16 protein-coding genes and 1 pseudogene are annotated in these 12,955 nt (G+C 57.5%); 13 read left to right on the forward strand and 4 right to left on the reverse strand.

The window, feature by feature from the left end:
* Positions 1-80: 80 nt before the first annotated feature.
* From DSM3645_RS20680 to DSM3645_RS20690, 3 genes are all read right to left on the reverse strand, one after another.
* Positions 81-401, reverse strand: coding sequence for a hypothetical protein (locus DSM3645_RS20680; protein WP_002654508.1), 321 nt, complete (start codon positions 399-401; stop codon positions 81-83).
* Between the two features lie 261 nt (positions 402-662).
* Entirely contained in the window at positions 663-992 is a 330-nt protein-coding gene (locus DSM3645_RS20685) for a hypothetical protein (protein ID WP_040352890.1), read from the reverse strand.
* A gap of 257 nt (positions 993-1,249) precedes the next feature.
* The gene (locus DSM3645_RS20690) at positions 1,250-1,591 is read right to left on the reverse strand and encodes a hypothetical protein (RefSeq protein ID WP_002654510.1); all 342 of its coding nucleotides are present in this window, start codon (positions 1,589-1,591) and stop codon (positions 1,250-1,252) included.
* A 368-nt stretch (positions 1,592-1,959) separates the two neighbouring features.
* Between DSM3645_RS20690 and tpiA the strand changes: the two genes are divergently transcribed.
* The 8 genes from tpiA (at position 1,960) to DSM3645_RS20730 (ending at position 6,797) form a co-directional block, all read left to right on the forward strand.
* Entirely contained in the window at positions 1,960-2,712 is a 753-nt protein-coding gene (gene tpiA / locus DSM3645_RS20695; RefSeq protein WP_040352891.1) for a triose-phosphate isomerase, read from the forward strand.
* 46 nt (positions 2,713-2,758) lie between these two features.
* Positions 2,759-3,268 carry a preprotein translocase subunit SecG gene (gene secG / locus DSM3645_RS31445; protein ID WP_002654512.1) on the forward strand — a complete coding sequence of 170 codons (510 nt, stop codon included), beginning with the start codon at positions 2,759-2,761 and terminating at the stop codon, positions 3,266-3,268.
* Positions 3,269-3,342: 74 nt separating this feature from the next.
* A complete protein-coding gene (locus DSM3645_RS20705) occupies positions 3,343-4,227 on the forward strand; it encodes a YicC/YloC family endoribonuclease (protein WP_040353140.1) in 885 nt (294 codons plus the stop codon).
* A 41-nt stretch (positions 4,228-4,268) separates the two neighbouring features.
* A complete protein-coding gene (gene gmk, locus DSM3645_RS20710) occupies positions 4,269-4,865 on the forward strand; it encodes a guanylate kinase (protein ID WP_002654514.1) in 597 nt (198 codons plus the stop codon).
* Positions 4,862-5,122, forward strand: coding sequence for a DNA-directed RNA polymerase subunit omega (locus DSM3645_RS20715; protein ID WP_040352892.1), 261 nt, complete (start codon positions 4,862-4,864; stop codon positions 5,120-5,122). The genes gmk and DSM3645_RS20715 overlap by 4 nt, the downstream gene beginning before the upstream one ends.
* Complete coding sequence (locus DSM3645_RS20720) at positions 5,119-5,664, forward strand: flavoprotein (protein WP_002654516.1); 546 nt, start codon at positions 5,119-5,121, stop codon at positions 5,662-5,664. Before DSM3645_RS20715 ends, DSM3645_RS20720 begins: the two co-directional genes overlap by 4 nt.
* Positions 5,665-5,674: 10 nt before the next feature.
* Positions 5,675-6,310, forward strand: coding sequence for a phosphopantothenoylcysteine decarboxylase domain-containing protein (locus DSM3645_RS20725; protein WP_002654517.1), 636 nt, complete (start codon positions 5,675-5,677; stop codon positions 6,308-6,310).
* Between the two features lie 43 nt (positions 6,311-6,353).
* Complete coding sequence (locus DSM3645_RS20730) at positions 6,354-6,797, forward strand: hypothetical protein (protein ID WP_040352893.1); 444 nt, start codon at positions 6,354-6,356, stop codon at positions 6,795-6,797.
* Between the two features lie 16 nt (positions 6,798-6,813).
* On the opposite strand, the gene DSM3645_RS20735 is transcribed toward DSM3645_RS20730, so the two are convergent.
* The gene (locus DSM3645_RS20735) at positions 6,814-7,203 is read right to left on the reverse strand and encodes an acyl-CoA thioesterase (RefSeq protein WP_237564903.1); all 390 of its coding nucleotides are present in this window, start codon (positions 7,201-7,203) and stop codon (positions 6,814-6,816) included.
* Between the two features lie 121 nt (positions 7,204-7,324).
* Here DSM3645_RS20735 and DSM3645_RS20740 point away from each other — a divergent pair, with 121 nt between their 5' ends.
* From DSM3645_RS20740 to DSM3645_RS30710, 5 genes and pseudogenes are all read left to right on the forward strand, one after another.
* On the forward strand, positions 7,325-7,819 hold the full coding sequence (locus DSM3645_RS20740; RefSeq protein WP_002654520.1) for a hypothetical protein: 495 nt from the start codon (positions 7,325-7,327) through the stop codon (positions 7,817-7,819).
* 193 nt (positions 7,820-8,012) lie between these two features.
* Positions 8,013-8,783, forward strand: coding sequence for an ATP-binding cassette domain-containing protein (locus DSM3645_RS20745; RefSeq protein ID WP_002654522.1), 771 nt, complete (start codon positions 8,013-8,015; stop codon positions 8,781-8,783).
* 5 nt (positions 8,784-8,788) lie between these two features.
* Positions 8,789-10,537, forward strand: coding sequence for an ABC transporter permease subunit (locus DSM3645_RS20750; RefSeq protein ID WP_002654523.1), 1,749 nt, complete (start codon positions 8,789-8,791; stop codon positions 10,535-10,537).
* 76 nt (positions 10,538-10,613) lie between these two features.
* A complete protein-coding gene (locus tag DSM3645_RS28730) occupies positions 10,614-11,099 on the forward strand; it encodes a CPBP family intramembrane glutamic endopeptidase (RefSeq protein WP_002654525.1) in 486 nt (161 codons plus the stop codon).
* A 530-nt stretch (positions 11,100-11,629) separates the two neighbouring features.
* A pseudogene (locus tag DSM3645_RS30710) lies at positions 11,630-12,955 on the forward strand (hypothetical protein); the annotation flags it as partial.

Raw genomic sequence — 12,955 nt, forward strand, 5'->3', positions numbered from 1 at the left:
TTTTCGGACATTCGCTACGATACGGTCGCGCGACGTTCAATTAGAGAGTCGCGCGATCATATCGCTAGGAACAAAATTTCTTACCAATAGACGCCGATCCGCGGGGTCACAACAGCGCCACCGTACGGGCGGCCATAGTATCCACGGTTATAACGGGGGCCGTAGCCATAGCCGCGGTATCCACGATAGTAAGGCGTTCGATATGCACGTCGGTAGACCCGGCGACCGCGCCAAGCGACGTCTTGAACCTCATGCGTCGCAGTTGCATGCGGCGCTAACGTCGACTCTGAATTGCTGAAGCTTGGTCCGGCGTACGCGACGGTAAGTGCGACGGCGGCGAGACTGAGAATCGCCCACCGTCCGACGGTCTGAAATTGCTGGCGTAATTGCGAAATACCCATTTTCTCTTCTCCTTATCTTGGATGGGGTAATTGAAAACCATGGCCAGCTAAGTCGCAAAGTACATGCCAGGGATGAGCCCTGTACGATCCCAACCAGACTCGTCCCCCCCGAACTGCCGAAGTCCGACTTAATCGGTTGCGGGGGTTAAGGGCGAGCCAGAGCAGGAGGCAAAAGCGAAAGATTTTCGCTCCTAGAAAGATAGACACTCCACCGCCTGCGTGGTGGAGCGTTACAAAAACAGCCCGCATTGCCAATTGGGATTACCAATAAACACGCGCATTCGGTATGACCACGACGCCGCCGCCGTTATGAAGAGGGCGATAGAACGGACGCGTGTTGTAGCCTGGTCCGTAAATGGGGCCGTAACCGCGATTGTAGCCAGAGTGGTTGTAAATAGGGCGTCCATAGATCGGCCCCATGTAGGTCTGCGCAAAGCCAGGGCCATTCCAGGCAACCGTTGACTTCCGCGGGGTAGACATCGCGGCCGAGTCCGATCCGGCAACAACGATGGTCCAAGCAACGGCGACTACCCCCAGTGAGATCCAGTGGCCAAACCGCCGGAAATGGATTCGCACGTGAGTCAAACTCATTGTCTCTTCTCCTCTCAAGGTTTTGGATTCATGGAAATCCAAGAAGGACCAATAACCGACGCAAACGCCGTTGCTCAGCAACCGCCAACAGAACGCGAAATGAGTTCACGCTCTGAGGTGGACCCGCTTCGTCAGGACCGAGCGCCTTCATCATGGCTGACGACGCTCTGCTAGCGAGACTTCGTCATGCATCTCGTCTTCTTTGATCGGCTATTCTTCCCCGAAGAATCGAAGAATCCCCCCTGACGCCGGTCACATTACCAATAGACGCCGCCATACGGAGAGACGACGGCTCCGCCGTAAGGACTGCCGTAGTAGGTCGGTCCATAGACCGGTGCGTAGTAAGGTCGAAGCAGCGGCGCTCGATAGACAGGAGCCACCGGCGCCACGGGGATGACTGGGACGACGGGGACGACGGGACCGTAATAGGCGCGACGATAGACTCTGCCGCGCCAAGCGACATCGGTTGACGTTGATTCCGCCGCAGATCCCAACATGCTGGGCGCTGCAAACGCGAAAGTCAGCGCGAGGACCGAAACGCCGAGCACGAGCCTACGACCGATCTTTTGAAACTGACTACGAAATTGGGTCGAGACCATGGTTGGTGATTCTTTCTTTGGATGTGCGACTAGGAAAAGACGGCAGACCAATCGGAACGCAGAGTTCATTAGGCCCCCAAAATGGACCAAGAAGCAACACTTTCCCCCCATCCGGCCTGCATCCAACCTTACTATCACAATGGGCTAGTCGCTAGCAACAAGCCCAATAAATGGGGTCAGGTCCCAATATTGTTGCAAAATTAGGACCTGACCCCATTTATTCCTATTGATTTGGCGCATTTCTGCAGCGATCTCCCTCTCGACGGCGGGTCGCTCAGCGTGATATATTGATCGATTCGTTCTTGGCGGCCCGGCTGTCATTCACTCGATATCACTCGTTGTTCCCAGCCATCCAGAGGACTGCTCCTGTGAGACGACCTTTTATCGCCGGCAATTGGAAAATGAACTCCACTCGGGCGGAAGGGATCGCCCTGGTCGAAGGGATCGCCAAAGGTCTTGCGGCTGATTGCTCGGTCGAAGTCGCGGTTTGCCCGCCGGCTTTGTACCTTGACGCGATCGTCGCCGCCGCCGGCGACAGCCCGATCGGCGTTGGCGCACAAAACATCTACTTCGAGGCGTCTGGCGCGTTTACCGGCGAGATTTCGGCCGCAATGCTCAAAGACATCGGTTGCCAGTACGTGATCCTCGGCCATAGCGAACGTCGCCATGTATTTGGCGAATCGAGCTCCCTGATCAACAAGAAGGTCCATGCGGCCCTCGCGGCCGGCTTGGTTCCGATTGTCTGCGTGGGCGAACTGCTGGAAGAACGAGAAACCGGCAAAACGGCCGATGTGGTCGCCGAGCAGTTCTATGGTTCGCTGGCCGGCGTTTCTGCCGAGCAAATGGAATCCATCGTTTTGGCCTATGAGCCGGTTTGGGCGATCGGCACCGGCAAAGTCGCGACGCCTGAGCAAGCCGAAGCGGTCCACGCCGATCTTCGCAAGGTGATCGAGGCCCGATACAATTCGGCCGTCGCCGAAAAAGTCCGCATTCAATATGGCGGCAGCGTGAAGCCCGACAATGCGGCCGAGTTGCTCTCGCAGCCCAACATCGACGGCGCTTTGGTCGGCGGAGCCGCGCTGAAAGCTGATAGCTTCCTGGGAATCATCGCAGGCGCGTAGCAGCGCAAGCGTTCGCCCTAAATCGCAACTACTCACGGATCGATCGATGCAATACTTATTCGGAATTGTGCTGAGCCTTCTCTCGCTCTTCCTGATCCTGCTGGTTCTCGTGCAGCGCGGACGCGGCGGCGGTTTGACCGGCGCGCTGGGCGGCGCCGGCGGCGGCAGCGCGTTTGGCGCCAAAGCCGGCGACACGTTCACCCGAGTCACGTCCGTCGTGACCCTTGTCTGGATTTTGCTTTGCAGCGTCGCCCTGGCGATGTTGCAAACTTCCGGCGACTCGAAACTGCAAGGGGGCACGACTGCTCCGCCGATCACCGGCGCCGTTGGCGCTCCGGCGGCCGAAGGCGAGACTCCCGCAGCGACGCGCTTCAATCCCGGCGACGACGCAGCGCCGGCCGCGACCACGCCTGACCTGGATCAACCGGCGACGGAAGCTCCGAAAGCGGAAACTCCCGCCGCGCCGGCAGCCGAAGCGCCGCAGACGGAAGCTCCCGCCGCGGAAGCTCCCGCAGCGGAAGCTCCCAAGTCCGAAGAAAAGCCTGCCGCCGAGTAGGCTTGGCTCTCCCTTGTTTCGGCCGTCGAACTTCACCGACGGTCTTGCCGTCCCGGTTTGAAAGCGTTCCGCTCGTGCTGCTAAGTATGACAGGCTTTGGCGAATCGCATGCCCAGCTCAACGGCTTGGCGGTGACCGTCGAAGTCCGCGCGGTGAACAACCGTTATTTCAAGCTGAACATCCGCGGCGCCGAGGGTTACGCTTGCTTTGAACCGCAGATCGAAGCGATCGTGCGGAAGCATGCAAAGCGCGGAACGATCAACGTCAACTATCGCGTTCATCGCCAGGCCAGCGCCGACGACTACCGCTTGAACGCCGCCGTACTGAAGAGTTATCTACAGCAGTTGCGTGGGGTTAGCAGCGACCTGGGGTTGGCCGAGACGCCGCACTGGGACAGCTTGTTGCAGTTGCCAGGCGTGATCGAAGAACGCAATTCCGAGGCGATTGACGTCGACGCCGATTGGCCGCTGCTTGAGAAAGTATTGAACGAAGCGCTCACCCGGTTCACGCAAATGCGGGGCGAAGAAGGTCGCGCGACGAGCATCGACCTGACCAACAATTGCCAAGAGATCGCCGTGCAGTTGGCCGAGGTCGAGAAATTGGCCCCGCAGGTGGTTGAGAATTATCGAACGCGCATCACCGAGCGACTGAACAAGCTGCTGGAAGATTTTGACGTGACGGCCGACCCGGCCTCCGTCATTCGCGAAGTGGGAGTATTCGCCGACCGAACCGACATCTCGGAAGAAGTCGTGCGTCTGAAAAGCCACCTCGATCAATACGCGACGATCATGGAGAAAGAGGATTCGGCAGGGCGCAAGCTAGAGTTTCTGACGCAAGAGATGTTTCGTGAGACCAACACGATCGGCTCGAAAGCGAATGACTCCGAGATCGCACGCCGCGTCGTCGAAATGAAGACTTGCATCGAACGGATCCGCGAGCAGATACAAAACGTCGAATGAGTTTCGTTACGGCTAACACGACTTTACCGCGACGACACGATATGCCTTCTTCTCGAACCGGCAAATTGGTGATCCTTTCAGGCCCGTCGGGGTCTGGAAAGACGACCGTTGTGCGGAAATTGCTCGCCCTGGCCGAGCCGAGATTGAAGCTAAGCGTTTCGGCCACGACGCGTCCGCCGCGTGCCGGCGAAGTTGACGGCCAGGACTATCACTTCCTGTCGACCGAAGAATTTCAACGTCGCAAAGCGGCCGGAGAGTTCCTGGAGACATTTGAAGTATTTGGCAACGGTTATTGGTACGGCACGCCGCGCAGCGAAGTCGAAGACCGCTTGCCGCAAGGGATTTCGGTCTTGCTCGAGATCGATGTCGACGGAGCGATGGAAATCGTGAAGCAGTATCCTGCCGCGGTGACCATCTTCCTGAGTCCGGGATCGCACGAAGAACTGGAACGTCGGCTCCGCGGACGCGGGACCGAACCGGAAGAAACGATTCAACGTCGCCTGGCCGCCGCAAAACGCGAGCTGGCCGCGATGCACCAATACAAGTATCAGATTGTGAACGACGCCGGCGCCGTGAACGAGACCGTTCAAAGACTGGCGGACGTGATTCAAAACGATTCGGGAGACGATGCGCTATGATGGAAGAACTGAAAGAAGAATACATCATCAACAAGGTCGGTGGTCGCTTTAAGCTTTCGACGCTGATCCAAAAACGACTTGTCGCGCTCAACGCCGGCAGCCGACCGTTGGTGACCATCGCCAGCGAGAACAAGATGGAAATCGTTCTGGAAGAAATCAAACAGGACAAGATTCATCTCGACATGTCGAACGAAGTTCGCATCACCGGCGAAGGCGAAGGCGGTCAATTCTTTGATGACTTCGGCGGCGATCTATGAGTCGACGTCGCGTCGCGATCGGAGTTACCGGAGGCGTCGCCGCCTACAAAACGGCGATGCTGGTCAGCCGCCTTGTGCAGTCTGACTTCGACGTAACGACCGTTCTGACTGCGGCCGCGAGCAAGTTCATCGGCGCGGCGACCTTCGCCGCGCTGACGGGCAAGCCGCCGGCGATCGACGCGTTTGACCCTCACTATCCGCTTGGCCCGCATATCGAAATCGCCAAGTCGGTCGATCTCCTCTGCATTGCGCCCGCTTCGGCCGACTTCCTGGCCAAAACCGCTCACGGCGCGGCCGATGATTTGCTCAGCACGATCTATCTCGCGTTCACGGGCCCCGTACTGATGGCGCCGGCCATGAATCGGGAAATGTGGGCCAAGCCCTCCGTGCAGCGCAACGTGCAGCAGCTCGTCGACGACGGCGTCGAAATGATCGGCCCCGGCGCTGGCTGGCTCAGTTGCCGCGATCAAGGCGCTGGTCGCATGTCCGAACCCGACGAAATCTTGGCCGCTATTCAAACTCGCTTGGCGCCCCTTTCCTGAGAGGGCAATCTTGGCCCACATCCTGATCACTTCTGGTCCGACGCGGCAATACATCGATCCGGTTCGTTACATGACGAACGGCTCAAGCGGCCGCATGGGATCGACGCTGGCCGCCGCCGCGATCGCCGCCGGTCATGACGTCACCATCATCTCGGGCCCCGTTCAGGTCGACTATCCTATCGAGGCCCGCGCCATCTCGGTGATCACCACCGAAGAAATGCTGGCCGCCTGCGAAGCCGAGTTCCCCCGTTGCGACGGCCTGATCGGCGTCGCCGCGCCTTGCGATTATCGGCCCGAGCGAGTCGAAGGTCACAAGATCGCCAAAACGGGAGAACCGCTCACGCTGCATCTGATCGAAACGCCGGACGTGGTCGCGACGATGGGCGCCAAGAAGCAAGCCGCCCAGTGGGTCGTCGGCTTCGCTCTGGAGACCGAAGACGCGCGCTTCCGCGCACTGGTCAAGCTCGAGAAGAAGAACTGCGATCTGATTGTTCTCAACGGACCCGAAGCGATGAACGCCGCCGAAAATCGCGTCGAGATCCTCGACCGGGCCGGCGAGGTCGTCGCAATGCTCTCAGGCCCCAAAGAAGATGTCGCCGCCGGCATCATGCAGGCCATCCAGATCAAGCTGATGAAGTCCGAGTAACAGTCGATGCAGCACTAACCCGCAGCGCCAGCGAGCGAGAGAAATGCGGTCTCCATTGAATGACACCATCGCCATCATCCTGGGAAACGAAATAAACATCGCTTTGCCAGAGATTACAAACGTGACGCGGCGCTGCTTTTCGTCTGCAGACGAAGCCGAGACGCTCTTATTTTATGACTGGCTCGAAGACCCACAGGGAGCTGTCTGCGGCCTCACGATTCATGTCGATGCCGCTTCGCCGTTCGCAGCAAATCTGACATCACGTCCTTACGTCACCTTCGATCCGTTCTTGAAGCTGTGGTTTACCAACCAGCAAAATGGAATGGAGAGAGGCTTAGAGGCGTTTGGAGACATCGAACTGTTAGCGATGGAGAACAACGAGTATGCCGTGTTCGTCTCCACGTTTTGGCTCAAGGATGGCGACCGAGAATACTTGCAACAAGCTTTTCGTCCCCCTGCAACTCCAGTTGCGCCCCCGAGAGAATGAGAGCCTGCATCAACGATTACGACGGCAAACGCAAATTCTTCGGTATCGGTCGCGGCTTGCCAGACTTGTCGACGCAGGCCAGTAGCGTCCGTCCGGTCGCGATCACCTCGTCGTCGCGGCGCACTTCGTAGTGATTCTCGATTCGCACCCCTTTGGCTTTAACGGTCTCGATCGAAATGCAGAGCAGGTCGTCAAAAACGGCCGGCGCGCGGTATTTGCACTCGGCCTCGGCGACCACCAAAAAGAGCCCGGACGCTTCCATGTCGCGGTAACTAAAGCCGGCCTCGCGCAGCATTTCGGTCCGAACGACTTCAAAATACGTGATATAGTTCGCGTGATGAACGCGTGCTTGAGCGTCCGTTTCCTGGTAACGAACGCGAATATGCATCTCGAACTTCGTGATCACGACCACTCCGTTGGGCTACGTACAAGTTGACCGAAGATTAAGCGTATTCTATAGTTAGCGAAATCGAAAGACGTCTCTCACCACGCATTCGCGGGGTGAATTTGTCGACGAAAGGATTTCCATGAGCTCTGACGGCGGATCTGGTACCGATTATTTAACGATGCGTGGGCGCGACTACCCCTCGCTGCGACAATTCACGGTGTTTCTCGAAAATCGGGTCGGGCAACTCTTAGAAATTGTGCGCCGTTTCGAAGGCTCGAACGTCCGCATCGTCGCTTTGTCGATCAACGACGCCACGGAATGCGCCTTTGTGCGGTTCCTGCTGAGCGAACCAGAACAAGGCCGAGAGATCTTGGAACGCGCCGGCCTGGCCCTGATCGAAAGCGATCTGATCGGGATCGAACTGCCGCGCGGTCCGCAACCGCTGCTGCAGGTTTGCACGGCGCTGCTGCAAGCCGAAGTCAACATCGTCCAGGCCTATCCCCTGCTCAACACGCCCAACGATCGTCCGGCCGTCGCGCTGATGACCGACAACATCGAAATGGCGATGGAAACGTTGGCCAGAAAAAACTTCCGCATTTTGACCGAACAAGATCTGAAGTTCGACGACGACTAATTTGGCTCATTCGCGCTAATCCGCACGATCCGTTCGATCGGCGACAAAGCCGAACTCTCTTCGCTGACGAGCGTCTGACAGGCCGAGTCGGGCACTCGCATCATTTAGAATTAACTGCACAATAAAGGATATCGCCCATCCTTGGCTCGCCGCGCGTGCAAGCCGCAGACGCTCCCCTTTCGTCTGGTCGTTCATGATTCACGTTCGCGAACTTGTCAAAGCTTACGACGATCTCCGCCGCGGCCAATTCGTCGCGGTCGATCGCGTCAGCCTGTTCGCGATGCCGGGTCAGATCTACGGGCTGTTAGGTCCCAACGGCGCCGGCAAGACGACCGTGCTGCGAATCTTAAGCACGGTCCTTCGTCCTACCAGCGGTTCGGTTCAGGTCAACGGCTACGATGTGGTGACCGAACCGGCGATGGTCCGCCGCCAGATCGGCTTCGTCTCGACCAACACGGCCGTCTACGAGCGAATGACTGCGTGGGAAACGGTCGAATACTTCGGCCGCTTATACGGCTTAGAAGAAGGCCTGCTGCAAGACCGCATGCGGATGATCTTTCAACGCCTGCGCATGGAAGAGATGCGTGACGTGCTGGGGTCGAAGATGTCGACCGGGATGAAGCAAAAAGTGTCGATCGCGCGCGCGATTGTCCACGATCCCCCGGTCCTGGTCTTTGACGAACCAACGCTGGGGCTCGACGTCTTTGTTGGCCGCGCCTTGCTGCAAATCATCGCCGAGCTGCGCGAGCAAGGGAAATGCATCATCTTTTCGTCGCACATCATGCGCGAAGTTGAAAAGCTGTGCGATCAGGTCGCGATCATGCACAAAGGAAAAATCCTCGCCGAGGGAACGCAGGCCGAACTACGCGATCGCTACTCCCAGCCCGATCTAGAAGAAATCTTCTTTCACTTGATCGGCGAACCTGAAGACATGGCCGACCATGCCGGAGCCGAGCAAAGCTAAAACGCATGAGTTGGTACAACATCAAGCTGATCCTGTTCCGCGAATTGCGCGATCAAATGCGCGATCGCCGCACGCTCTTTTCGATCGTCATCTTGCCGGTCCTGCTCTACCCGCTGATGGGTCTGCTGGTGATGCAGGTGATGCAGTTTCGGCAGCAGAACCCGGCGCGATTGCAAATTGTCGGCGCCGCCGAGTTGCCCGATTCGCCGCCGCTCTTGGATGGTGAAAACTTCTCTAGCGACGTCATGCTCAAAGACTGGTCGCCCGAGATGTTCGAGATCGAAATTCTCGAAGCGACGATGGATCCCGAAATCATTCGCCAAACGGCGCAAGACGCGATCGCCGCCGGCCAATTTGACGCATTGGTTTACTTTCCGCCGGGTTTCGCCGAACGGGTCGAACAGTTTCGGGATCACGTCAACGGCGACGGCCCCGCCACAACCGGCGACGCTCCGGCCGAGTTTCCCCAGCCGCAAATTTTCGTCAATTCGGCGCGAGAAAAGTCGATCGTCGCCCACCAACGCTTTTCCACAATCTTGACGCGTTGGCGCGACAAAGTGATCGAACGCAATCTGGCGGCGCATGACGTGCCTCCAGAGGTGACCAATCCATTTACGGTCGCCGAAATCGATCTCTCCGAAGATCCGGAGCGTCGCACATTTATCTGGTCCAAGATTTTTCCGTTTATCGTCGTCGTCTGGGCGCTGACCGGCGCGTTCTATCCGGCGATTGACTTGTGTGCCGGCGAAAAAGAACGCGGCACGCTCGAAACGTTGCTCTCAAGCCCAGCTCTACGCTCCGAAATCGTCGGCGGCAAACTGCTGGCGATCATGACGTTTAGTATTGCGACCTCCTTATTAAATCTCGCCAGCATGGGGCTGACCGCGACGCTGGTGATGGGGCAACTCTCGGCGGCCGGCGCCGGAAGTCGCTTGAATTTTGGCGCTCCGCCCCTCTGGTCGGTCGGTTGGCTGTTGCTGGCGCTGATTCCGATGGCGGCGTTGTTCAGCGCGCTCGCTTTGGCGGTCGCCGCGCTGGCCCGCAGCAGCAAAGAAGGCCAATACTATTTGCTCCCGCTGCTGATGGTCAATCTGCCGCTGGTGATCCTGCCGATCCTCCCCTCGGTCGAAATCGGCTTGGCGAACAGTTTGATCCCGGTGACCGGCGTCTTGCTGCTGATGAAAACGTTGATGGAAGGGAACTACCATGACGCGCTGCTCTACGCTCCCGGCGTGGTGTTGGTGACGACGGTCTGCATTTGGCTCTCGATCAAGTGGGCGATTGATCAGTTCAATAACGAGTCCGTGCTGTTCAGCGAAAGCGAACGCTTTGATGTGAAGGCCTGGGCGATTCATCTCTATCGCGATCGACTCGCAACGCCCAAGTCAGGCGCAGCAATCATGGCCGGTCTGTTGATCTTGATGATCCGCTATTTCGCCGGCCCCCTCTTCACCCTGCCGACCACAGGCGGCGGCTTCGTCGCTTACATCTTGTCGATCCAGTTTCTCACCATCCTGCTGCCGGTCTTGCTATTAGCGGCGCTGCTGGCCCGCAGTTGGCGCGAAACGTTTCTGCTGAAGCTTCCTTACGTGATGACAGTGCCGGCGGCGATCTTGTTGGCGATAGCGGTCCACCCGTTTTCGATCATGCTGGGGTCGTTGGTCCGCAATCAATTTCCCGTCGACGCCCAAACGACCAAGCAGTTAGAAGACTGCTCGGCCCGGCGCTCGAAGGCTTGCCGTTTGTCGTGGTGATTCTGCTGATGGCGGCGCTCCCCGCGATTTGCGAAGAGTTCGCCTTCCGTGGTTTCATCCTCTCCGGTTGCGGCACATGGGGCACAAATGGGGCGCGATCGTGATCACGGCCCTCTTCTTTGGCGCGACGCACGGTATGCTGCAGCAGTCGATCACCGCGACCGTGGTCGGCATCCTGGTCGGATATCTCGCGGTGCAATCGCGTAGTCTCTACGCTTGCATGGCCTATCACGTCACCCACAACAGCCTGGCGATCGGCTTAACGGCGCTGCGCGCCGAGGGAATCCAAGCGTCCGATTGGCTGGCCTACCTCTTCAAACCGAGTCCAGCCGAGTCCGAGCTGGATCTTACGGCGATCGTCGATCAAGCATTTCCGTATCAGCCGGTGTTGGTGGGGATTTGCGCCGTCGCGTTTGTCCTGTTGATCTATTACTTCGCCACGCTCCCGGCAACCTACTCGGACGAAGAACGTCTGCAAAAGGCGCTGACGCGTCAACCTTCGGAATCGGGCGCCGCAGCTCGCAATTCGGCGAAAGAATCGGCCGCCCGCGAACAAGCGTAGAGCACGCTGGGCCATTGCTCCACTCATCATAGCCCGAGTGCGCAAGCCAAGGGAATGCGACGGACGCTATTTCCCGTGCCGTCCGTGTTAACCGAAAGTCCCGCTTTCCTTCTTGCTGCACGGCAATCGATCCCGCGTCCGTGCTCTCGGTCAACCGACAGACGTTGCTCGCGATTACTACCAGACTTAGGCTCTAAGCGCCCGTTTTAAACTAGCCCAGGGCGCTCGTCTCGAGAGTGACGAAGGCCTGGGTCAGCATACTACGACGAAAAGCTGACGATTGACGAAGCGCTGCCAACCCAATTGGAATCCAACAACGCGCGGCAACGCAATCTCGTCGCGTGGTAGCGCTACCACGCGAATCCGGTGGTTGCTGACGGGGCAAGTTCGTGTCGCCTAATCTCGCGACCGACACTAGGGACATGTCATTCCAATTGGTGGACGAAACCCCCTCTGGAGGATATATTGATATCCCTTCAACCAAGCCTGCTGAAATCCAGGTGCTCCCAAGACACGACTAGGAATTGTTAATGGCAATTCATGAAAACCGCCCCGTCAGTGCACAGCCGATAGGCGTGCTTTGTTCTTGCGGTAAACGGCTGTCGGCGCCTTCGCACTATGCTGGCAAACGCGTCAAGTGCCCGAATTGCGGCCATGCCGTGATGGTGCCAATATCAGAGGTCGCCACTGCCGAACCGATGCGGACGGATGACGAACGAGAAGGACTTAGCCCCCAGACGTTGCTCGCACTATGGGGATTTGCTGGCGTCTTCGTTCTTGGGTGCGTCCTGTTTTTGATCTGGTATTCTCGTGCTTCGCATCAAGCGGAGATCGCAGACGCCAACGACCGCATTTCTCAGGCGGTCGTCGCAGCAAAGCAATGGATCGACGGAGACACATCGCAAAACGGAGAATCGGTAGAGCGGAGGCTCGTTGACGTTCTTAATGATCAGATCGCCACAGAAAGGGATGAGGGCGAATCCGTATTAATCGAAGTTCGACGCCACCAATCGCAAGTCGCTCGCGAAAGACTGCAGAGACAGGCGACTGCGATTTGGAACGAAGCGAAGCAGCAAATAAAAGTCAAACGTGTCGCCAACGCGATTCCTCTATTAAAAAAATATGTAGCCGATCCCTATGCCATTGATAAGAGCAAAGCAGAGCAGCTACTAGTCGAAGCCGAAACTGCGGTTTCCGACTCACTTGCTCTTGAGTGCCTTCTCGGTTTGTCAGAAGAAGAATTTGACACGGCAATGACTTCGGGCGAGATCGAGGATGGCAAAGTAAAGGATCCAGTTCTGGTCGCCGTTCGTAAAGAGACGATACTTCGCAATCTCGAAGCGTCCGTTCAGACGCGAGCCGAACGCAAGCGACAAGAGGACACGCGAAAAATAGCTGTCGAGCAAACGCGAATGGCGGAAGATCGCCGTCGCAATCTCGAAATGAAGACGAAGCTCGCAAATTTGCGCAATCCGGAAACTGTCAGCTTCAAAGATTTGACCAATTTCCCGGAAGATTACCTGGGAAAACATGTCCGAATTAACTCGGTTTGGTTCCATGGCGATCTAGAGAGAGAAAGGAAAATCGGAGTATTTACTGTTGGCGTAAGCAGCCGCGATGGAAAGCGAGTCTCCAATGTATTGCTGCGAGGAGAACTAAAATTCGTTGTTTCGGAAGACTTCGGACGGACACTCGACCTCCTCTTTGAGGCAGACAAGATGGTCGGTACGAACCTGTGCTGCGAAATCGCACAAATGGGAGAGTATCTGGTTGGTCGAGTTTATCGAATTGAAACGCTAAACCTGAATGGGGACGTCCTCAATGCTTATGATGACAAGCGGATCATCGGAGGAGGC

Source organism: Blastopirellula marina DSM 3645, assembly GCF_000153105.1.
GTDB classification, from domain to species: domain Bacteria; phylum Planctomycetota; class Planctomycetia; order Pirellulales; family Pirellulaceae; genus Blastopirellula; species Blastopirellula marina.